This window comes from Megamonas sp. Calf98-2, assembly GCF_900110235.1.
In the GTDB taxonomy this organism is placed as follows: Bacteria; Bacillota; Negativicutes; order Selenomonadales; family Selenomonadaceae; genus Megamonas; species Megamonas funiformis.
In genome coordinates, this window is record NZ_FOCY01000010.1 from 24,785 (window position 1) to 46,269 (window position 21,485).

General features: G+C 32.1%; 19 protein-coding genes, 3 tRNA genes and 1 pseudogene. 10 read left to right on the plus strand and 13 right to left on the minus strand.

Translation table 11 applies throughout. The features are described 5' to 3' along the window. The first annotated feature begins 108 nt into the window (after window positions 1-108). On the plus strand, window positions 109-834 hold the full coding sequence (locus tag BMX03_RS04320) for a GntR family transcriptional regulator (RefSeq protein ID WP_091694036.1): 726 nt from the start codon (window positions 109-111) through the stop codon (window positions 832-834). A 133-nt stretch (window positions 835-967) separates the two neighbouring features. Here the strand turns inward: BMX03_RS04320 and BMX03_RS04325 are convergent. From BMX03_RS04325 to dnaG, 5 genes are all read right to left on the minus strand, one after another. Beyond that, window positions 968-1,042 (minus strand) — tRNA-Ile (locus tag BMX03_RS04325). A 9-nt stretch (window positions 1,043-1,051) separates the two neighbouring features. Next, window positions 1,052-1,127: transfer RNA gene (locus BMX03_RS04330), tRNA-Asn, on the minus strand. 22 nt (window positions 1,128-1,149) lie between these two features. Next, a tRNA-Asn gene (locus tag BMX03_RS04335) sits at window positions 1,150-1,225 on the minus strand. Between the two features lie 126 nt (window positions 1,226-1,351). Next, window positions 1,352-2,488: an RNA polymerase sigma factor RpoD gene (rpoD, locus tag BMX03_RS04340; RefSeq protein ID WP_008538968.1), complete on the minus strand. Its 1,137-nt coding sequence runs from the start codon at window positions 2,486-2,488 to the stop codon at window positions 1,352-1,354. A gap of 64 nt (window positions 2,489-2,552) precedes the next feature. Next, window positions 2,553-4,367 carry a DNA primase gene (gene dnaG / locus BMX03_RS04345; protein WP_008538967.1) on the minus strand — a complete coding sequence of 605 codons (1,815 nt, stop codon included), beginning with the start codon at window positions 4,365-4,367 and terminating at the stop codon, window positions 2,553-2,555. Window positions 4,368-4,633: 266 nt separating this feature from the next. Between dnaG and BMX03_RS04350 the strand changes: the two genes are divergently transcribed. Further along, window positions 4,634-5,761, plus strand: coding sequence for an acyltransferase (locus BMX03_RS04350; protein WP_091694040.1), 1,128 nt, complete (start codon window positions 4,634-4,636; stop codon window positions 5,759-5,761). Window positions 5,762-5,798: 37 nt separating this feature from the next. Here BMX03_RS04350 and brnQ read toward each other — a convergent pair whose 3' ends face one another. The 5 genes from brnQ to cobU form a co-directional block, all read right to left on the minus strand. Next, the gene (gene brnQ, locus BMX03_RS04355; protein ID WP_075555127.1) at window positions 5,799-7,142 is read right to left on the minus strand and encodes a branched-chain amino acid transport system II carrier protein; all 1,344 of its coding nucleotides are present in this window, start codon (window positions 7,140-7,142) and stop codon (window positions 5,799-5,801) included. A 41-nt stretch (window positions 7,143-7,183) separates the two neighbouring features. After that, window positions 7,184-10,951 carry a PolC-type DNA polymerase III gene (locus BMX03_RS04360; RefSeq protein WP_091694042.1) on the minus strand — a complete coding sequence of 1,256 codons (3,768 nt, stop codon included), beginning with the start codon at window positions 10,949-10,951 and terminating at the stop codon, window positions 7,184-7,186. 15 nt (window positions 10,952-10,966) lie between these two features. Beyond that, window positions 10,967-11,605, minus strand: a complete 639-nt coding sequence (locus BMX03_RS04365) for a histidine phosphatase family protein (RefSeq protein WP_022228289.1) — start codon at window positions 11,603-11,605, stop codon at window positions 10,967-10,969. A 36-nt stretch (window positions 11,606-11,641) separates the two neighbouring features. Beyond that, entirely contained in the window at window positions 11,642-12,436 is a 795-nt protein-coding gene (gene cobS, locus BMX03_RS04370; protein ID WP_091694045.1) for an adenosylcobinamide-GDP ribazoletransferase, read from the minus strand. A 127-nt stretch (window positions 12,437-12,563) separates the two neighbouring features. Next, window positions 12,564-13,112, minus strand: coding sequence for a bifunctional adenosylcobinamide kinase/adenosylcobinamide-phosphate guanylyltransferase (gene cobU, locus BMX03_RS04375; protein WP_091694047.1), 549 nt, complete (start codon window positions 13,110-13,112; stop codon window positions 12,564-12,566). 93 nt (window positions 13,113-13,205) lie between these two features. On the opposite strand from cobU, the gene BMX03_RS04380 reads away from it, so the two are divergent. Then, window positions 13,206-14,141, plus strand: coding sequence for a bifunctional riboflavin kinase/FAD synthetase (locus BMX03_RS04380; RefSeq protein ID WP_091694049.1), 936 nt, complete (start codon window positions 13,206-13,208; stop codon window positions 14,139-14,141). On the opposite strand, the gene BMX03_RS04385 is transcribed toward BMX03_RS04380, so the two are convergent. Beyond that, window positions 14,123-14,746 carry a hypothetical protein gene (locus BMX03_RS04385; protein WP_091694052.1) on the minus strand — a complete coding sequence of 208 codons (624 nt, stop codon included), beginning with the start codon at window positions 14,744-14,746 and terminating at the stop codon, window positions 14,123-14,125. The two genes, BMX03_RS04380 and BMX03_RS04385, sit on opposite strands and share 19 nt — an antisense overlap. A gap of 238 nt (window positions 14,747-14,984) precedes the next feature. Here BMX03_RS04385 and greA point away from each other — a divergent pair, with 238 nt between their 5' ends. From greA to BMX03_RS04400, 4 genes and pseudogenes are all read left to right on the plus strand, one after another. After that, a complete protein-coding gene (gene greA, locus BMX03_RS04390; RefSeq protein ID WP_008538956.1) occupies window positions 14,985-15,461 on the plus strand; it encodes a transcription elongation factor GreA in 477 nt (158 codons plus the stop codon). A 65-nt stretch (window positions 15,462-15,526) separates the two neighbouring features. Next, window positions 15,527-16,960 (plus strand): annotated as a pseudogene (gene lysS, locus BMX03_RS04395) (lysine--tRNA ligase); the annotation flags it as partial. A 123-nt stretch (window positions 16,961-17,083) separates the two neighbouring features. Continuing rightward, a complete protein-coding gene (locus BMX03_RS11235; RefSeq protein ID WP_255361409.1) occupies window positions 17,084-17,425 on the plus strand; it encodes a methionine--tRNA ligase subunit beta in 342 nt (113 codons plus the stop codon). A gap of 84 nt (window positions 17,426-17,509) precedes the next feature. Next, the gene (locus BMX03_RS04400; RefSeq protein WP_091694057.1) at window positions 17,510-18,067 is read left to right on the plus strand and encodes a PDDEXK family nuclease; all 558 of its coding nucleotides are present in this window, start codon (window positions 17,510-17,512) and stop codon (window positions 18,065-18,067) included. Between the two features lie 46 nt (window positions 18,068-18,113). Here BMX03_RS04400 and BMX03_RS04405 read toward each other — a convergent pair whose 3' ends face one another. After that, window positions 18,114-19,073 (minus strand): DNA-methyltransferase, encoded by a 960-nt coding sequence (locus BMX03_RS04405; protein WP_091694060.1) that lies wholly within the window; start codon window positions 19,071-19,073, stop codon window positions 18,114-18,116. 4 nt (window positions 19,074-19,077) lie between these two features. Next, window positions 19,078-19,671, minus strand: coding sequence for a helix-turn-helix domain-containing protein (locus BMX03_RS04410; protein ID WP_177159357.1), 594 nt, complete (start codon window positions 19,669-19,671; stop codon window positions 19,078-19,080). A gap of 169 nt (window positions 19,672-19,840) precedes the next feature. On the opposite strand from BMX03_RS04410, the gene BMX03_RS04415 reads away from it, so the two are divergent. From BMX03_RS04415 to BMX03_RS04420, 3 genes are all read left to right on the plus strand, one after another. Continuing rightward, the gene (locus BMX03_RS04415) at window positions 19,841-20,353 is read left to right on the plus strand and encodes a hypothetical protein (RefSeq protein ID WP_091694065.1); all 513 of its coding nucleotides are present in this window, start codon (window positions 19,841-19,843) and stop codon (window positions 20,351-20,353) included. A 104-nt stretch (window positions 20,354-20,457) separates the two neighbouring features. Beyond that, window positions 20,458-20,622, plus strand: a complete 165-nt coding sequence (locus tag BMX03_RS11150; RefSeq protein WP_177159358.1) for a hypothetical protein — start codon at window positions 20,458-20,460, stop codon at window positions 20,620-20,622. 9 nt (window positions 20,623-20,631) lie between these two features. Further along, a complete protein-coding gene (locus BMX03_RS04420) occupies window positions 20,632-21,261 on the plus strand; it encodes a DNA/RNA helicase domain-containing protein (protein WP_255361410.1) in 630 nt (209 codons plus the stop codon). The last annotated feature ends 224 nt before the right edge of the window (window positions 21,262-21,485 follow it).

Consider the following 21,485-nt stretch of genomic DNA (forward strand, 5'->3'; position numbering starts at 1 on the left):
TATTGCAATACCGTTTTAAAATTCGGAAAATTTAATAAATTATTCAGGGATTATTTTATATTAATTATGTTATAATAAATATATAGTTGAAGAGAAAAGAGGTTTCTTATGTCGCATTCGTCGCCTAAATATTATATTATAAAACAAGATTTAATAAAAATGATAAATGATGAAATTTTAACGGCTGGACAAATGGTACCTAGTGAAAGTAAATTAATGCAACAGTATAATGTTAGTAGAATAACAGCTAGAAAGGCATTAGAAGAATTATCTAATGAAGGATATTTATATAAGGTACAAGGTAAAGGTTGTTTTGTAAAAGATAATATAGAAGAACAATCTTTATCAAAAATATGTGGTTATACTGAAGAAATTACTAAATTAGGAATGTGTGTATCTAGAAAAGTTTTAAATTCAGAAATAATACCTTGTTTTAGTAAACGTAGCAATGAATTAAATATTGAGATTGATAGTAAATTGTATATGTTAAAGCGTATTTATTATGCAAATAGTGAGCCTATTTGTTTAACTACAGCATATTTGCCATATAAATACTTTGAAGGAATAGAAAAATATAATTTTGAGTATGAGTCATTGTATAATATTATAGAAAAAAAATATTTATATAAGATAGTACGTTCAAAATTAAGGTTAGAAGCTGTATCAGCAGATGAAAATGTGTGTAAATATTTAAATGTAAAAAAAGGAACACCATTATTATTATTTCGTTCTATTACTTATGGAAAAATAAATAATAAAGAAATTCCTATTGAATATTTTAAAACATATTATTTAACAAATAAAATACAATATACATTAGAGCAAATGCGTTAAATTATATTTTATTATAATAAAAAGCTAGATTAAAATAATCTAGCTTTTTGTAAATTATAATTATATTATTTTTAGTAAAAAAGGCAACAAAAAAACTTCCATATTTCTATGGAAGCTTATCATCTTTATTAAGTGGTGGGCCCACCTGGATTCGAACCAGGGACCAACCGGTTATGAGCCGGGGGCTCTACCGCTGAGCTATAGGCCCAAATAAAAATGGCTCCTTGAGTAGGACTCGAACCTACGACCGATCGGTTAACAGCCGATTGCTCTACCAACTGAGCTATCAAGGAATCTTACAATCTTGTTAGAAAATGGCTCCTCGAGTAGGACTCGAACCTACGACCGATCGGTTAACAGCCGATTGCTCTACCAACTGAGCTATCGAGGAATGTCTCATCACCAACGGAAATTATTATAATACATTATTAACTATATTGTCAACACTTTTTTATAAACTTTTTAAAGAATTTATAAAGCCTATTTATATAAGCAATAAATAGGCTTTAAACAAAGCTTATTCTAAGAAATCTTTTAATTTTTTACTACGGCTAGGATGACGAAGTTTGCGAAGTGCTTTTGCTTCAATTTGGCGAATACGTTCACGTGTTACACCAAAATTTTGACCTACTTCTTCCAAAGTACGAGCACGACCATCATCTAAACCAAAGCGAAGGCGAAGAACTTTTTCTTCACGTTCAGTTAAAGTATCAAGAACATCTTCTAATTGTTCTTTTAAAAGTACAAAAGATGCTGCTTCAGCAGGAGCTGGTGCATCATGGTCTTCAATGAAATCTCCAAGATGAGAATCTTCTTCTTCACCGATAGGTGTTTCCAAAGATACTGGTTCTTGAGCTATTTTCATGATTTCACGTACGCGATCTACACTTACGTCCATTTCTTTTGCTATTTCTTCAGGGCTTGGTTCACGTCCTAAGGATTGGAGAAGTTGACGAGATACGCGAATTAATTTATTGATGGTTTCAACCATGTGGACAGGAATACGAATAGTACGAGCTTGGTCGGCAATAGCACGAGTAATGGCTTGACGAATCCACCATGTAGCATAAGTACTAAATTTGTAGCCTTTATTGTAATCGAATTTTTCAACAGCTTTTATTAAGCCTAAGTTACCTTCTTGGATTAAGTCCAAAAAGAGCATGCCACGACCAACATAACGTTTAGCAATACTTACAACAAGACGTAAGTTTGCTTCTGCTAGGCGTTTTTGAGCTTCAAGATCCCCATCTTCCATGCGTTTTGCTAATTTTATTTCTTCATCAGCAGATAATAATGGAACACGACCAATTTCTTTAAGATACATTCTAACAGGGTCATCGATATTTATACCTTCAGGAATGCTAAGGTCAATATCAATATCATCTTCATCATCTTTGAGATTAGAATCATCATCTGGTCCTATATCATTACCATTATCAATGATGTCAATGCCACGTTTGGTGAATGTATCGTATAATTCGTCTATTTCATCTGGTGACATGTCAACTGATTGAAGGGATTCCATAATTTCATTGTAAGTTAAAACGCCAGTCTTTTTACCTTTATCTAATAACTTACTGATTGCGTCTAAGCTGGCAGCAGCTGCTGCATTAGTATCTTTAACGGCTTTTACATTTTTTTTGGATTGAGCCATTATTACATGCCTCCTCTTAATTTATTATAGGTATAGGGCTTATGTCTCCAGATTTATAGGAGCTCTACGAGGATAAATTATCCATTTCCATTCGTATTTGTTGACTAATTTTTAATTCTTCTAAAAATCTACTGTCGCCATTTCGTTGTAATTCATCTGCTAAAAGGCGATGTTTTTCATAATTACTATTTAGATAATAACGACGTAAAAGTTTTAGACAATCTTCAGTGAGTTGAATGTCATCATCAGTTGTAAATTCTTCAACTAAACAATGTGAAAGTTCACTATAAGCGGTATCACTTAGTTTCTCAGCAGCATCAATATCTGTAAAAGGCTGATTATTAGCAAGTGTACTTGCTAAATATTTTAGAATTTCTCCATGAGTTTTATTGGGAAATTCTTCAGCTGGTATAAGATTTAGAACATAATCTAAAATACTAGCTTCATGCCAAATTTTTTTGATGATACATCTTCCTGCCATGGTCAAAGCATCTTTTTTTTCAGAGAATGCTTTGCGTGAATTTATTCCAGGAAGATTATCTGTAGAGACATCATATGCATTAAATTTTCTTTGCGAATTTTGTCGTTGCAAATCACTGCGAATAACGCCTTCATCTATACCCAAAACATTTGATATACGAATAATATATTCATTGCGTTCGACAGTGTTTGTAATATTAGCTAAAAGTGGCATTAATTGGTTTACTGCTAAAAGCTTTCCTTCTAAAGTATTGCGGTCTGTTGATTTTAATACATATTGCAATTGATATTCCATTAGCGGAAGAGCTTTATCAATTAATGCATAAAATTCTTTGTTACCATGATGGCGTAAAAATTCATCTGGGTCTTTGCCATCAGGAATGGTGATTACTTTAACATTAGCACCATTACTGCTAGCGATAGCTAAAGCTCGCATAGTAGCAGCTTGCCCAGCATTGTCACTATCATAGCAAAAATAGATATTTGGTGAATAGCGAAGAATTTTTCTACATTGTTGAGCAGTAAATGCAGTACCCAATGACGCTACAGCATTAGTAATATTATGACTATGTAATGCGATAGCATCCATATAACCTTCAACAACAATACTGAAGTTATTTTCTTTTATTGATTTTTGTGCATGATCTAAACCAAATAGCAAATGTCTTTTATTGAAAATAAGTGTTTCTGGTGAATTTAAATATTTGGGAGAATCATTTGGATTGATAATTCTGCCACCAAAGCCACAGATTTGACCATGTTCATTCATGATAGGAATGATTATGCGATTGCGAAAACGGTCATAGACTTTACCAGAATCTTTTATAGTGATTAGACCTGCTTTAGCAAGTAACTCTTTAGTAATGCCTCGTTTAGTAAAAGAGGTAAATAGTTTATCCCAAAGGTTAGGAGCAAAGCCAAGTTTAAATTTCGTAATTATATCTGAATTTATTTGGCGAGAAGAAAAGTATGCTCTACCAGCTTCTCCAAGAGAGGTACGAGTTAAACAATTATGAAAAAAAGAACCCGCCAGTTCATGTATTTTAAACAATGAATCTTTTTGTTGTTCTTGTTTGAGTTCGTCAGCACTTTTTTTCGTAGTCGGTATAGGGATATTCAATCTTTGGGCTTGTAGTTTTATGGCTTCATAATAAGAAATATTCTCTATAAGAGATATAAATTTAAATAGATTACCACCAGCATGACAACCAAAGCAATAAAAAAATCCCTGTTGGGGAACTACAGAAAATGAAGGTGTTTTTTCATTGTGAAAGGGGCAACAACCCCAATAGCGATTACCTCGTTTTTTGAGATGAACGTAACTTGAGATGACAGATAAGATATCTGAAGAAGAACGTACTTGTTCAACAAAATCATCGTGCAAGTTTTGTGTACGCATATAAACTCACCTTTCAATAAAACTATTTAATTATAGATGATTTTTGCCATAACGTAAATACATTCTACACATAATTATAAAAATCCTGCTTTATTTTTTTATTTTATTTAAAAATTTTTCGTATTTACATTTTAGGGACTTTATCTATACTATTCAATACGTATGGTTAAATATCCTGCTTTATTAGTGTATTATGTAGTAGTTATTGTATTTTGAAGATGGATTTGCTATGATGAATAAAAATAAATAATAAAAGAGGTATTCATGTGAGTATAAAAAAAGAGAGAGTGCCAGCTATTGAATATATGCGTGGAATATCCATGCTAGGCGTAGTTGCTATACATGTGGGTTCACAATACTTGATGAATAATCCCACTCCTAATTTACAATTATTGGCTTTGTATGAAATTGTAACAAGATTTTCAGTACCTATTTTTTTCTTTATCTCTGCTTTTGGCTTATTTTATAATTTAGATTTACAGGAAAAATTTAATTATAAAAATTTTATGAAGCGTAGATTTAAAACAGTGTTAATCCCTTATCTTGTATGGTCTATTTTTTATATTTTGCATTATACAATAACAAATCAAACGTTGTATTTACTTCATCCATTGAATTTGATTGGCATTTTATTTTTTGGTTTAGCATGTTATCAGTTGTATTTCATGATATTATTGGTTTGGTTTTATGCTTTAATGCCACTGTGGATTTTTATTGTAAAAAGATTAAATATTGTATTATTAGTAGTTTTATTTGTTTTTCAAATGGCAGTAGATTATTATTCAAGCTTTTTGATGAACCCATATGGCATTCAAAATGAAATAGTTAAAGCTATTTTTATGTATCGTTTAAATTATTGGGTAATACATTATGTATTTATCTTTTTATTAGGTGGATATGTATCTGTACATTATGATGAATTTAAAATCTTCATGAGAGATAATTTGAATAAATTAAGAGCTTTTGGTTTTATAAGCTTGATTGGGTTATTAGCATATTATTATTATTGTATTTATTACAATGGTTATTCTCCAGAAGGAGCGATAAATACAGCTCATCAATTATCTCCAGCTGGTCTTGTTTATACTTTAGGTGCTAGCTTATATTTATTTGCAGAATTTCAATATGGATTTTTAGCTAAAATAGGAACTAGTTTATTTTCTCTATTAGGTAGACATTCATATTTTGTATATTTAGCCCATCCTGTGGCAATCACTTATTTAGCTTTATTTATGGCAAAATTTAATATAGTTATGACAGCTGTTAATTCTATGATTTTTTATGTATTAGTAGTATTGTTTACTTTAATTGTAGCTATAATATTTAGAAAGCTTGGCAATACGAAATATCCAAAATTAAATGAATTGACAATAGGCGTTTATTCTAAAAAATAAGAAAAGCGGTAACACAAATAAGTGTTACCGCATTTTTTTAATCTTTTTTAATAAAAGAAATAATAACGCCAATGACAAGACCGATGATGGAAGGGACAATCCAGCCCATGCCCATATCAAAAAATGGCAAAGTATTTTTATATACTTCAATAATAGCGCTGATAGTAGCTGTGTTATTTAGTCCAAAAGGTAGGGCATTTAACATATCACCGATAGCTGCAAATAAAGTGAAAAGTGTGGTTACAGAATATACATAACGATGATAGCCAAAAATTGCACTGATAAATGCTAAGATGATAAGTGTTATAGCTAATGGATATAATAACATGAGAATTGGAATAGCTAAGAAAATGATACTAGTTAAACCAACATTAGCAATTAAGAAAGAAACAATAGTGAAGATAAAAGCATATGTTCTGTAGCTAAAAGAGTTAGGATATAATTCACTAAATGTAGTGGAACAAGCAGTGATAAGACCGATGGAAGTTTTTAAGCAAGCTATAGTAACAGTAAGAGCTAACAGAATATGACCAAATGAACCAAAATAATAAGTGGAGATTTGAGCAAGAGCAATACCACCATTAGCAGATAAAGCAAATTGCCCTAGACTGCAAGCGCCAATATAAGCTAAGAAACTGTAGATAATGCCCATGAGAATTAAAACAACAATACCTGCTTTTAATGTACCATAAGCTACATCTTTTGGATTTTTTAATCCTAGATTGTGCAATGTATGAATAACGATGATACCAAAAGCAAGAGAAGCTAAAGCGTCCATAGTGTTGTAGCCTTCAGTGAAACCTTTGAAGAAAGCTTCTTGTTGATACGCTTCCTGTACAGGCATAGCATCAGGTGAACCCATTGGATTGATTAAAGCAGTTACCATTAAAATTGCAATAAATACTAAAAAGAGTGGATTTAAAATCTTACCAATCCATGTGAGAATTTTACCTGGTTTTAAAGCAAATGCTAATGCTAAAACAAAGAAAATAAGTGAAAAAATTGCTAAATAAATTGTTTGCATGGAAGCATCAACATGGCTAGATAAACCTATTTCATAAGAAACTGCTGCTGTACGTGGAATTGCAAAAGCAGGCCCAATTGTGAGATATAAAAGTACAGTAACAAAATGAGCATAAGGTTTATTAATGCGACTAGCTAAATCAAAAAGACCTTCACTACGAGAAATACCCATAGCGACAATACCTAAAAATGGAAGACCAATGGCAGTTAGCATAAAGCCGATATTAGCTAGAAAAATATTACTGCCGGCTTCTTGTCCTAGATGTACAGGAAATATTAAATTTCCTGCACCAAAGAACATACCAAATAGCATAGACCCAACTAAAATATTTTGGGAAAGTGAAAGTGTTCGTTTCATGATAAATCCTTTCTGATGAGTTTTTATTTAATTTTTGATTTTTAACTGAATAAGGAAATTTGGTCACTTTCTTGTAGACCATCTAAGCAACCATGTTCACGCAAGCGTTCAACAATTGGTGTAGATAAACTAGCACGTTTTTTGAGGTCATCAATAGAAGTGAATTCGCCTTCAAGGCGAGCTTGAACGATATTGTTTGCAGCCATAGTACTGATACCAGTAAGGGCAGTAAATGGCGGTAATAGAGATTTTTCATGTAAGATGAATTTATCAGCATTTGATTTATAAAGGTCTATTTTTTCTACAGAAAAACCACGAAGATACATTTCCCAAGCAAGTTCTAAAACTACTTGGAAGCCTTTATCTTTTACGGATAATTTTTTCTGTTTTTCAAGTTCAATGATTTCGTCGAGTTTATCGCGAACAGCTAATTTACCTTTAGAAATAATATCTGCATCAAATTCAGCAGCACGAATGGAGAAATAAGCAGCATAAAAGGCAAGTGGATAGTGAACTTTGCAAAAGGCTATGCGATATGCCATCATAACATAAGCTGTGGCATGGGCACGTGGAAAGAGATATTTTATTTTTAGACAAGAATCAATATACCATTGAGGGATACCGCCATCTTTCATGACTTTAATATCATCTTCGCTAAGCCCTTTACCTTTACGCACTTTTTCCATAGTTTTAAAGGAAAATAATGGGTCAATACCACTGTGAATTAAATGCATCATGATGTCATCACGACAAGAAATCGCATCGGAAACAGTGCAAGTTCCTGAAGTGATTAAATCTTGAGCATTTTCAAGCCACACATTAGTACCATGAGAAAATCCACTGATACGCACTAAATCACTGAATTTTTGGGGCTTAGTATCATCAAGCATTTGACGTGTAAATGGTGTTCTAAATTCAGGAATACCAAATGTGCCAGATGTAGCACCGAGTTCTTCTGGCGTTACACCAAGTGCTTCTGTAGACGAAAAAATACTCATAGTAGCTGGGTCATCAAAAGGAATAGTTCTAGGGTCGCGATGAGTTATATTTTCGAGCATTTTTATTACTGTAGGATCATCGTGCCCAAGTATATCTAATTTTACTAGACGGCTACTGATAGAGTGGTAATCAAAATGTGTAGTTATCGTATTTGTCGTAGTATCGTCAGCAGGTCTTTGAATTGGTGTGAAGTGATGTACGTCCATATTACGAGGAATAACCATGATACCGCCAGGGTGTTGCCCTGTAGTGCGTTTTACACCAGTGCAACCATTTACAAGACTGTTGATATAAGCATCACGTTTTTTAATACCTTTTTCGTCAAAGAATTTTTTTACATAACCATAAGCAGTTTTATCAGCTACAGTGGCGATAGTTCCTGCACGGAAAACATTATCTTTGCCGAATAATTCTTCAGTGTATTTATGAGCTACTGGTTGATAATCACCAGAGAAATTCAAGTCAATATCAGGAACTTTATCGCCGTCAAATCCCATGAATACAGCAAATGGAATATCATGGCCATCTTTAATCATTTTAGTTCCGCAATGAGGGCAATCTTTATCTGGCATATCAAAACCACAACCATAAGTACCATCTTCAATAAATTCGCTGTGGCGACAATGAGGACAGCGCCAATGTGGTGGTAGAGGATTTACTTCTGTTATATTCGTCATAGTAGCGACAAAGGAAGAACCAACTGAACCCCTAGAACCAACAAGATAGCCATCATCAAGTGATTTTTTTACGAGTTTATGAGCGATTAAATAAAGCACGGCAAAACCATGACCAATGATGGAATTTAATTCTAATTCTAAGCGGTCTTGTACTACTTTAGGCAGATTTTCACCGTATAATTCACGAGCTTTGGCATATGACATATCGTGAATTTCTTGGTCAGCTCCTGGTATCATAGGTGAATATAATTCATCAGGAATAGGTTTGAAGACTTCTACCATATCTGCTATTTTGCGTGGGTTGGTAACGACTGCTTCATAGGCTAATTCTTCGCCTAAATAGCTAAACTCTTTGAGCATTTCATCAGTTGTGCGAAGATATAATGGCGGTTGTTTTTCCGCATCTTCAAAACCTTTGCCTTTCATTAAAATAGCACGATAAATACTATCTTTGGCATTTAAGAAATGAACATCACAAGTCGCTATGAGCATTTTATTTAATTTTTTAGCAAGCTCAGCAACTTTTAAATTGATTTTTATTAAGTCTTCATCAGTTTGAACATCAGGGAAATTTTCGTTGCGGATTAAAAAGGCATTATTGCCGATTGGTTGAATTTCAAGATAATCATAAAAACTAGCTATTTCTAATAATTTTTCATCGCTTTCATTATTTACAATAGCTCTGATTAATTCACCTGCTTCACAAGCCGAACCGATGATTACGCCTTCACGCAATTCAGAGATGATTTTTTTCGGTAATCTAGGTCTTGATTTATAGAGATATTTCAAATGAGATAAGGAGACCATTCGATAAATATTTCTAAGACCGATAGAATTTTTGGCTAACATGATGATGTGATTAGCTCTGCGCTGTTGATAATCATCGCCTGTCAGATATCCTTCAATACCATAGATTACTTTTATTTTATTATCTTTGGCAGCTTTCATCGCTTCTGGGAAGGCTTGAACTACACCATGGTCAGTGATAGCGATAGCAGGCCAGCCCCAACGAGCGGCAGTGGATATCAATTCTTTTGCAGATACAACAGCGTCCATATTGCTCATATGTGTATGTGCGTGTAGTTCTACGCGTTTTTCGATAGCTCTATCTTCTCTTTTTGGTAATTCAGACAAACAGATATTAAGTGGCATCATTACATAATCATTGAGATAAGAGTCAAAACGGATAGAGCCTTTTATTTTGACAATATCAGCTTTTTTTAGAGCAGACATTACTTCTTCAAAGTCATCTTTATTTTTTAAGAATACTTTACAAGAAATACCATCAGATTCATCTGCTAGGTCAAAAGTTAAAAGATTAGTTCCTGTATTGAATTCACGATTATTGATATTGAAAATGCGACCGCGTAAAACGATATTTTTCATTTCGCCATCAATGCTAGTGATTTCAATATGTTCTTCAGGAATGTTATCAATCATTAATTTGCGTTCACTTTTGCGACGGAATTTTGGTGCAGGATTATCTGCATTATTAGTAGGTGATGACGGTGTATTATTTTTGCTGACTGTATGGTTTTGTGTTTTAGCTTGTTGTTGAAGTTGACGAAGATAAGATTCAGGGTCAAAATCAGCTAAAGTATTATTTATTGCAGGTTGTTGTTGACTATCAATGCGACAGATAACATGACAAGGGCAATGTACCATAGCTTGAACAGCTTGAGATATAGTTTCTTCAATATTATGAGAGCGTAAAATATCTTCAATATGGTCGCCTTTGAAATCTATCATGATTTTATTGCCATCAACACTATGACTAGCTTGGTTTAAAATGGAAAATAAAGTAGGGTTACCATTAGCTGCATTTTGAATAATGATAGACCAATGGCGGGCTACTTCTTGTGGCAAGTCCACAATATCTTGATAAAAAATTACAGTGGGAATATTGCATTTTTGCGAGATATATGATGAAGCTTTAGCTAATAATTCATCAGGTATACCATTGTAAGTTTGCATGAGGATTTCCCATGAATTGTTATTTACATCAATTTCTACATGTTTAATAGTAGCTTCTTGCATGATTTTTTGTTCTTGAGCTGTTCCGGGCATAGAAGCAAGAAGCTGACGAAATTTATCGCCACCATTTTGAGGTAAAATAAGATATTTTTTTGTCATAATAAACCTCGTTAATTAAGAAAAACGACCTAATTTTGGCAATTGTGTAAGGCTAAGATGTGCTGTGCTATTTAATAATTCAACATTGATTTTATCGCCATAAAAAGTAACGATATTTACAGCGGTGTTATCTTGTCTTAAAGTCCAAATATAGCGAAGTGGCATATGCAAAGCATAAGCAAGTAAAGTGCGTAAAATTCCACCATGAGCTGTGATGGCAATAGTTTCATCAGGGTGTTTGTTTACAATATCTAAAAGAGCTTCAACGCCACGTTTTTGCACTTGAGCAAAAGATTCTCCTTCAGGCATAGTCAAAACATCTGGAGTAGAAAACATAGTTTCGATTTCATTAGGCCATTTTTCATGAATTTCATCATAAGTTAAACCTTCCCAAGAGCCGAAAGAAACCTCACAAAGGCGTTTATCTTTGATGATTGGCACATTAAATTTTTTAGCGATTATTTCTCCAGTGATATAAGCTCGTTTTAGATTACTGCTATATACTCTATCTATATGAGTAACAGGAAAATTTTCAGCTAGTTTTTCAGCTTGTGAAATTCCTTCTTGAGATAATTCAATATCAGATTGTCCCTGAAATTTTCCAAAACTATTCCAAAGTGTTCTACCATGACGAATTAAAATAAGCTTAGTCAAAGAAAATCCTCCTTAATTTTTAACTTGAAAATTAAATCATATAAAAGATTGTGCTAAGACAAAAACAAATAGAACTACTAATTCACCTATTTCTGCAGTAGCACCATATACATCGCCTGTTAAACCTCCGATTAGATTTGCAACATAGCGATTGAACAAATACATAATAATTATAGTAAAGATAAGAGCAATAACGCCAATAGTGCCTAGAAGTAATGAAATGATAAACGTGAAAAGAAGAGCAAAAGCCATATTTTTTTTAGAAGAATATTCATGAAAAGCTTTACCAAGACCTTCTTTGCGAGCATAAGGGAATAAGACTACAGCGATACTCATGCAACAACGAGCGATAATCGGCATTAAGAATAAAGCAAATAAGCTGTTGAAAAATTGAGTATGAGTAATATAAATATTTTGATTTACCATTAAATCAGTAAACATACTATATTTGCCAATCAAAACTAGAATTAAACAAGTAGCACCATGAGCACCTACGCGACTATCCTTCATGATTTCTAAGATACGTTCGCGTTTTCTTCCTGATAAAATACCGTCCATAGTATCAGTGAAGCCATCGCAGTGAAGTGCTCCTGTCAAAAAGATATTGCAAAATAGAAGGATAAAACCTATGAGATGTGCTGATAGATAAATATTAAAACTAGGCAATAAATAATATATCACATAACCCACTAGAACATATATTATACCTAAAATTGCACCAATTAAAGGGAAAAATTTAACACTGCCACCACAAGCTTTTTCAGACCAATCAAGATTTTTCTTGATAGTGATGCGTGTTAAAAATTGTAGACCCAATAAAAAATTATTCACTAAAAAATACCTCCTTTAAAATAATATGTTCGTTTCTTTATGAAAAATTTTTATTCATTCAAAAGAAACGAACTAACGAGAATAATTTATATAATAGATGAAAAAACATAAAATATAAATATAAAAATTATTTTATTTTTACAGGAATACCAGAAACAACGAAATAGACTTCAGCAGAAGCTTTAGCGATTTGTTGATTGCAAAGTCCTGCTAAATCGCGATATTTTCTAGCGAGAGTATTTTCTGGAACTATGCCAGAACCGACTTCATTAGTTACAAATACACATGTTTTATCTGTATTTTGCGCTTGAACTGCTTCAATTAGAGATGACATCATATCTTTAGCTCCAGCAGATAATTGTTCCATAGAGTATGCTTGTGTTTGTTCACTGCAAAGATAATTGCTTAAATAAAGTGTTAAACAATCAAAGAGAATTATATCGTGATGACAAAAAGCTTCATGGATAGCTTTTTCAGCGTGAAATGGTGCTTCAAAAGTTTGCCACGAACTAGGACGGCGTTGTTGATGTAATTTTACGCGATAAGCCATCTCATCATCATAGATTTGTGAGGTGGCGATATAGGCGATATTTTGACCATGAGTTTTTACATAATCTTCGGCAAAACTGCTTTTTCCACAGCGCGCACCACCAGTTATTAAAATTATTTTGCCCATAACAAGGCTCCTTTGCGTATAGATTTATTTTTTAGATGAAGTATGTTATTCTAAATTATATATAAATTTTAAGTAGTAAAGAGGTAGAATTGTATGCAAGTTTTTTCCTCGCTTTTGGATATAAAAAATTTAAATTTGCAAGGTAAAAATTTGGCTGTTGCTTTAGGGACTTTTGATGGTGTACATATAGGTCATCAAAATGTCATAATGCAAGCTGTCGAATTGGCTAAAGAAAATCAAGGATTAAGTGCTGTTTTTACCTTTAGTAATCACCCGTTATCTGTGATTGTTCCGAAGCGTAAACCTTTGATTATCAATGATACTTTAGCCAAGATTAGAGATATTGAAGCTTTAGGTGTAGATTTTTTATTTAATATTGAATTTAATCTAGAACTTTGTCAGATGGAACCAGAAGCTTTCGTCAAAATGTTGAAAGATTATTTATCTCCTAAATTTTTAGTTACAGGTCCTAATTATAGTTTTGGGGTAAAAGGATTAGGAACACCGGATTTATTAAAAGAACTTGGAGAAAAATATGGTTTTAAAGCATATATGCAACATTTTATTTATTGCCATAATAATATGGTAAGTAGCACTGTCATTCGTAAAGCATTAGCTGAAGGTGATTTAGATTGTGCAAATAAAATGTTAGGTAAGCCATTTAGCATAGATGAAGAAGTAATTCATGGAAAAAAACGTGGTCGTTTATTAGGTTTTCCAACTGCTAATTTAGCTATAAAAGCAGAACGTGCTATGGTGCCAAATGGTGTCTATGTTGTTGAAGCTTATGTGGAAGGAAAAAAATATCAAGCTGTAGCTAGCGTAGGTACAAATCCAACATTTGAAGATATCAGCCGTCGCGTGGAAGTAAATATTTTTGGTTTTCAACAAACTATCTATGGACAAATCATACGTGTTGATTTTCTAAAAATGCTTCGTAGGGAAATAAAATTTACTTCTGTTGATGCATTATTAAATCAAATGAAAAAAGATGTAAAACAAGCTAAAGCTTATTTTGTGAAGGAATAATTATAATTTATTTGGAATTTATCTTTAGCAGGAGTGTTAACAGCAGAAGTATCGATTTGTTTATCTGCCATTAAAGGATTTTCTGTTTCGTCAGTGGCATCATCAGGAAGATATTCAGTCGTATCTATAGGTAATTCAACTGGTAGATTAGTTATGCGGAAGCTTTCTAAATATTTATCTGTAGGTTCGATTTGAATGATGAGTTTTTCTTTAGCTTCATTTTTATAAATATAGCAAGTATTGCCTTCAAACATCTGTCTGTCTGCTTTACCAAATACTTGTTCTATTTTATAGGAAGTCATGCCAGTTTTTAATTTGTCGTTGTGATTATAAGTATCATCAACGATAATCATATCAACTATTTTTTTAGTATCATTATTTATGCCAATTTTGTTATTATTTTTATAAACATAATATGTGATTTTTTGACCCCAAAGATAGTTTTGTTCATCATAACGAGGCGTACCAAACTGAGCAATCATATCTTCATAATTATCGCCTAAAGCTAAGTTGTTGTAGTGCAAATTATTTTTTGTAGGAGCAAAGGTCATACCCATAGAAAGGATACTAAAACAAAGGCAGAGAATAATTAGATAAAGTCGCATAATAAAACTCCTTTTCAGTATAAATTTTTATAAGTAAAAGACAAATTTTTCTATGATATGTATAGTATAAATGTCTCAAAAACTACTGTCAAAAATTGACAAAATACCGTAAAACCTATATAATATTTGCTGATTGCAAAAAAGGTAGTGTCAGGCGTTAGCTTGGCACTTCTTCTATTATTTTTAACTATTGTATGATTTTGTATAATGAATTGTATGACTGAAAGGAAGCATTAAAATGGCAGATAAGCGAGTAGTTTTGACCGAAGAAGGCTTAAAGAAGCTAGAAGAAAAACTTGAATATTTAAAAAGTGTCCGTCGTTTAGAAGTTGCTGACCGTTTGAAAGCAGCTATCGCACTAGGCGACCTTAGCGAAAACTCTGAATATGATGATGCTAAAAACGAACAGGCTTTCATTGAAGGTGAAATTCTCACTTTAGAAAGCCAGATTAGAAATAGTGAAATCATCAAAGCTGATGATAGCAATAAAGATGTAGTACATCTTGGTAATACTGTAGTAATCAAAGATATGGAATATGATGAAGATGAAACATATACAATCGTAGGTTCTACAGAAGCAGATACTACAGAAGGTAAAATCTCCAATGAATCTCCTGTTGGTATGGCTATCTTAGGAAAAACTGTAGGAACAGTAGTTCAAGTAAAAGTGCCAGCTGGTACTTTAGAATATAAAATTGTAGAAATTAAAAAATAAGAAGAGGAGGACTTTCGTTGGCAAAACAGCATATAGAAGAAAAACAACAAGATATCAATGAACTTATGCAGGTGCGTCGTGATAAGATGCAAGCTTTCATAGATAAAGGTATTGAACCATTTGGTCGTAGTTATGATGTAACTCATCATGCTCAAGAACTTTTAGACCAATTTGAAACTTTAGGAGAAGAAACTGTAGTGCGCGTAGCTGGTCGTTTAATGGCTGTTCGTGGTCATGGTAAAGCTAGCTTCACTGTTGTTTCCGATCTTAGCGGAAAAATTCAAGCATATTTCCGTCTTGATAACCTTGGCGAAGAAAAATATGGTGAATTTAAATTATTAGATATCGGTGATATCATCGGTGTGGAAGGTACTTTATTCAAAACACATCGTGGCGAAATCACTATCAAAGTATCTGATTTCTCTATTTTAGCGAAGTCCCTTCGTCCATTACCAGAAAAATTCCATGGCTTAAAAGATGTAGAAACTCGTTATCGTCAACGTTATTTAGATTTAATCGTAAATCCAGATGTACGTCAGACTTTCATCACACGTACAAAAATCATTAAATCTATCCGTAACTATTTAGATAGCCGTAACTTCTTAGAAGTTGAAACACCTGTATTAAGCCCAATCGCTGGTGGTGCAAATGCTCGTCCATTCATCACTCATCATAATGCACTTGATATTGATATGTATCTTCGTATCGCTACAGAATTATATTTAAAACGTCTTGTAGTTGGTGGCTTTGAACGTGTTTATGAAATTGGTCGTATCTTCCGTAATGAAGGTATTGACGTAAGACATAATCCAGAATTCACATCTATCGAAGTATATCAAGCATATGCAGACTTCAATGAATTAATGGATTTAGCAGAAGGTATCATTAAACAGGCTGCAATGGATGCTTGTGGCACAACTACAATTACTTATGAAGGTACAGAAATTGACTTAAGTAATTTCCGTCGTGTTACAATGAATGATATCGTTTTAGAAACTACAGGTAAAGACTTCAGCAAAGTTCAGACTTTAGAAGAAGCACAAGCAATTGCACAAGAATTGGCTGTTCCTTGTGAAGGTAAACATTCTATTGGCGAAATCTTATATGAAGTATTCGATGAAAAAGTAGAATCTACTTTAATTCAGCCAACTATTGTAACACAATATCCAACAGAAGTTTCTCCACTTTCCAAACGCAATAAAGAAAATACTGCATTCACTGACCGTTTTGAAATGTTCATTTATGGTCGTGAACTTGCAAATGCATTCTCCGAGTTAAATGACCCAATTGATCAGGAACAACGTTTCATTGATCAACAAAAAGCTCGTGAAGGTGGCGATGACGAAGCTCATATGATGGACCATGATTATATCACAGCTCTTGAATATGGTCTTCCACCAACATGTGGTCTTGGTATCGGTATTGACCGTTTAGTAATGTTCTTAACAGACAGTTCTTCTATTCGTGATGTACTCTTATTCCCAACAATGAAACCATTAGGTTCAGAAAAGCAGGAAAATAAAGTATCAAAGAATATTACAACAAAAAATTGCGACCAGATTGCGACTGAATCTGAGAAAATTGATTTTTCAAATGTAAAAATTGAGCCATTGTTTGAGGAAATGGTTGATTTTGATACATTCTCAAAATCAGATTTTAGAGCAGTAAAGGTTAAGGAATGTGTAGCAGTACCTAAGAGCAAAAAACTTTTACAGTTTACTCTTGATGATGGTACAGGTGTAGATAGAACAATACTTTCTGGTATTCACGCATATTATGAACCAGAAGAATTAGTTGGAAAAACACTTATTGCTATTACAAATCTTCCGCCGAGAGCAATGATGGGAATTGAATCTTGTGGTATGTTACTTTCAGCAGTAAATAGTCTTAAGGATTCCGAGGATGAAGAGCTTCATCTTATTATGGTAGATAACCATATCCCAGCAGGAGCCAAGTTATACTAAAATATAGAGGACACGCTTAAATAGGGCATAGGGAGGATGGAGTTATCTAATTCTATCCTCTTTTTTTGCATAAAGGAGGTACAAATGTCATATTTTGATGCTACACATCAAGCTGCAATCGCAGCTTTTAATTCTGACTGGGATGGATTAAGCACTATTGAAAAGTTGGCTAAAACATATGAAATAAATGATATAGCACAAGATAATAATTTAAAGTTGCTACAAACTCTTGTATATTTTGATTTGAGGAATCAATCAGGAAGAGAAGGTAGTGATGCTATAGACCGATATGGTCATGAATGGGAATTAAAAACGGCAAATGCCGACCTTGTAACAGGATTTAGCACTAATCATCATACTAATCATGAAAGAATTGCTCAGTTCAGACAAGAAAGGTGGCTTTTTTCGATCTATAGAGGAATTGAGCTACAAGAGGTTTATGCTATGTCACCTAGGATATTAGAACCATATTTTGCAGATTGGACTAACAAGATAATCAAAAAGGCAGCGGAAGGGATGGACAATCCCCATCTAAATAATCCTAAGATTCCTATCAAATTTGTGCGTACAAATGGAAAGAGAGTTTATCCAGTTGATGCTTCAAACCCAGTAGATCCAGCGGAATTTTTAAAAACAATATAAAATGAAAAAAAGGTGCTGTTAATTCTTGCGAACTAACAGCACCTTTTTATTCTAATATCACATTTTCACCAGACATTATTCTATCATAATATTTTTTGGCTTGATCTATATTATTACAAAATCTAAAAATACTGCTCGCTGCATATTCTTGGCTAATATCAAAGCTTATCCAATGCCTTCCTAAATCTTCTGCGACTTTTCCAGTTGTGTTACTTCCACTAAAAATATCAACAACTAAATCACCTTCATCTGTAAGAAAATTAACCCAAAATTCAACAAGTTTATATGGATATCTAGCTGGATGAGCTTTTATTTTTAAATTTTTACAAAATCTCTGATAGCTATCATTGCTTGAACTATTTGGATAGGAAAGTAAATTACTCGAAATAGCGCCTCCGTTATCTTTTTGCCAACTCTTAATAGTGAGAACATTACCACTAGGTCTAGTAACTTGCTCTCCTTTAATAAAAGACTCTGGCTTGTCTATTAATTTTTGCATTCTGGAGCTATAGGGAACAAGAACTTTTCTATTATTTGCTTTACATCTCCCATCATCTTTTTTTGTAAACCACATGTTCATATTAACGGAGTTCTTGAGCCTGATTTTTTCGATATTAACATATTGAATTGGAAGTGGGAGTGCACTAGTGTTATTCCAATAAACTGTTTGACACAAGTTATATTTTAATTCTTTTACCATTCTAATTAAAAACTCATAAGGATAAATGCTTTCTACTGCGCACCCCTTTTCGTAGGCTGACCTAATATCAATAACAAATGAACCATTAGGTGCTAGTTTGCTGTATGCTTTTTTTGCAAATTGCAATAACCAATCAACATATTCGTCTTGAGATACTTCATCAAAATTTGTATATTTCTTTTTTCTTTGATTACTGAAAGGTGGTGAAGTCACAATTAAGTTAATGCTATTATCTTCTAGTATATCTAAACCATTTAAACTGCTTTCGCATATATATTTTCCTAAATTAGTAGTATATCCTGCCATTATATCACCTCGTATTATTTGCATTTAAACAATTAAGTAATTCTTTATTTATTTCTCGTAGTAAATCTGCTTGCTTCCAATTTTCTTTGTTTTTATCTGGAGAAATTAACCTTTGAGGAATAGGAATAACGCTTTCGAATTCAGTAAACTGATTTTTTTCGTTTGATTCATAGAAAGCATCAATTTCTCTCTCAATCCAAGTTCGTTTTATATCGTCAGGAATATAATTATCTTGCTTCGCTCTAGCGGTTCTAATTAAGTAATTAAATAGAATTTTATCTATCTTTAATATAGGGCAATAGAATGTTAGATCGCCCTCAAAAATAGGAGAGTAATTCATAGATATATATTTCTCAAGTAAAACTAATAAAGAATTTTCATTTTTGCCAGAGATTAAGTAGTCATGAGAAACATTAAAGTGCTTTACAAGGCTATACTGATTTTCAAGTGTTAGTTGAGTTTCGCCTTTTTCTAATTTGGAAATGGAATTTTGAGATAATCCAATGGCTTTACCAAGGATTTCTTGAGATTCACCTTTTTTTTCTCTGAGATATTTTATTCGTGCACCTACTGTTTTTGGCGTGATATCCTCAATCATAGTAGTTTCCTCCATTAAATAATTAATAATATTCATTATAGGGATAATTGATATAGCTGTCAAGGATGTTTGAAAAATAACAAATGATTAGGGATTAACTTTATATACTTAAAATAGCTATTTGTGTTAGACTTAATGTAAAATATATGTTTTGAGAGGGATATTATTTATGATTTTATATAAAAATAATGCTAATGGTTTTAAAAATGATGTAGATGATAATTGTATAGTAAATGAATTAGAACAGGCTTTTTTATTACAAATGGGACATAAAGTTTCTCCTGCTGAAAAAAATTCTTGGAATAATTCTTTACAATTTATGGAAAGAATTATTCGAAAGGCTAATATTCCCGACGATTGTGGAATTTTATTAGAATATAAAAGTTCTTCTAGTAATAAACGAATTGATTTTATTGTTAGTGGTTATGATCAAAAATATAATAAAAATTTTGTTATTGTAGAATTAAAACAATGGAGTGAAGCAACTGAAACAGATTTAGATAATATTGTTAATACTTTTGTAGGTAAAGATTATAGAAATGTAATACATCTATCTTATCAAGCCTATTCATATAAGCAATTTCTAACTGATATGAATGATGCTATAAGTATTAATAAGTTACATCCTTATTCTTGTGCGTATTTACATAATTATGAAAAAAATCTCCTGAACCATTATTAAATTCAAGATATAAAAAAATATATGAAGATACACCTATATTTTTTAGACAAGATACTAAAAATCTTGAATTATTTTTAAAAGAATATGTTAGTAATGGTAATGGGATGGAAATCGTTGATGAATTAGAAAATGGGAAAATAAAACCGTCTAAAAAGTTTATAGAATATGTATCTGAACTTTATGATGGAAATCCTGTTTATACATTATTAGATGAACAACAAATAGTATATTCTAACATTATGAAATTTGTTTCAAAAAGCAATAAGTGAACAACAATAATAGTTAATGGTGGTCTAGGAACGGGAAAATCAATAGTTGCAATGAATGCATTTATATATTTGTTGAAACAAGAAAAAAATATTAGATTTATTGCACCAAATGTGTCTTTTAAAGAAGCAATAATAGATATTCTTGCCAAACATAAAAAAGATACTAAAAAGAAACTTAAAGAAGTTTTTCTTGGATCAATGGGATTATATGATTGTGAAACACTTACTTTTGATGTATTAATTGTAGATGAAGCTCATCGCTTAAAAAGAAAAGGAACTTATATGTATAAAGGAGATAGCCAAGTAGATGATGTTATTAGATCATCCAAAGTGAATATCTTTTTCAGTGATGATAATCAACGTATTAGACCTGATGATGAAGGTTTTGTTGGTTTAATAAAAAGTACAGCTAAAAAGCATAATTCCAAAATTATTGAAATTAATTTAAAAGCACAATTTAGATGTTTTGGTGCTGAAGGATATATAAATTGGATAACACATGTTTTACAAATAGAAGATACAGCTAATTTCGATGGCTGGGATAAAGAATCTTTTGAATTCAAAATAGAAACTAATATTTATAGTGATAATTCGTTAGATAGTTTAAGTAGTTTAATTATGCTTTCTCATTTCTATTAAAATATATAATGTCATAATTAATAAACTTACAATACAGTATTTTAGGTAAGATGTTATATATTATATAGGGTAAGTATTTTTGACTCCATATAATATATAAATATAAAGATGAATATTTTTTATTTAGTTTTATAGGCTTAAGTATTTATAAATTAAAAATAAATTTTGAGAAAGTAAAAAAACACCAATAGATATATTATTTATTGGTGTTTTTAGTGGTTATA

What these genes read in the sequence shown, in the direction of transcription:
- BMX03_RS04320 (WP_091694036.1), top strand. Translation starts at nt 109, where the DNA reads ATGTCGCATTCGTCGCCTAAATATTATATTATAAAACAAGATTTAATA.
- rpoD (WP_008538968.1), bottom strand. Translation starts at nt 2,488, where the DNA reads ATGGCTCAATCCAAAAAAAATGTAAAAGCCGTTAAAGATACTAATGCA.
- dnaG (WP_008538967.1), bottom strand. Translation starts at nt 4,367, where the DNA reads ATGCGTACACAAAACTTGCACGATGATTTTGTTGAACAAGTACGTTCT.
- brnQ (WP_075555127.1), bottom strand. Translation starts at nt 7,142, where the DNA reads ATGAAACGAACACTTTCACTTTCCCAAAATATTTTAGTTGGGTCTATG.
- BMX03_RS04360 (WP_091694042.1), bottom strand. Translation starts at nt 10,951, where the DNA reads ATGACAAAAAAATATCTTATTTTACCTCAAAATGGTGGCGATAAATTT.
- cobU (WP_091694047.1), bottom strand. Translation starts at nt 13,112, where the DNA reads ATGGGCAAAATAATTTTAATAACTGGTGGTGCGCGCTGTGGAAAAAGC.
- BMX03_RS04380 (WP_091694049.1), top strand. Translation starts at nt 13,206, where the DNA reads ATGCAAGTTTTTTCCTCGCTTTTGGATATAAAAAATTTAAATTTGCAA.
- BMX03_RS04385 (WP_091694052.1), bottom strand. Translation starts at nt 14,746, where the DNA reads ATGCGACTTTATCTAATTATTCTCTGCCTTTGTTTTAGTATCCTTTCT.
- greA (WP_008538956.1), top strand. Translation starts at nt 14,985, where the DNA reads ATGGCAGATAAGCGAGTAGTTTTGACCGAAGAAGGCTTAAAGAAGCTA.
- BMX03_RS11235 (WP_255361409.1), top strand. Translation starts at nt 17,084, where the DNA reads ATGGTTGATTTTGATACATTCTCAAAATCAGATTTTAGAGCAGTAAAG.
- BMX03_RS04400 (WP_091694057.1), top strand. Translation starts at nt 17,510, where the DNA reads ATGTCATATTTTGATGCTACACATCAAGCTGCAATCGCAGCTTTTAAT.
- BMX03_RS04405 (WP_091694060.1), bottom strand. Translation starts at nt 19,073, where the DNA reads ATGGCAGGATATACTACTAATTTAGGAAAATATATATGCGAAAGCAGT.
- BMX03_RS04410 (WP_177159357.1), bottom strand. Translation starts at nt 19,671, where the DNA reads ATGATTGAGGATATCACGCCAAAAACAGTAGGTGCACGAATAAAATAT.
- BMX03_RS04415 (WP_091694065.1), top strand. Translation starts at nt 19,841, where the DNA reads ATGATTTTATATAAAAATAATGCTAATGGTTTTAAAAATGATGTAGAT.
- BMX03_RS11150 (WP_177159358.1), top strand. Translation starts at nt 20,458, where the DNA reads ATGGAAATCGTTGATGAATTAGAAAATGGGAAAATAAAACCGTCTAAA.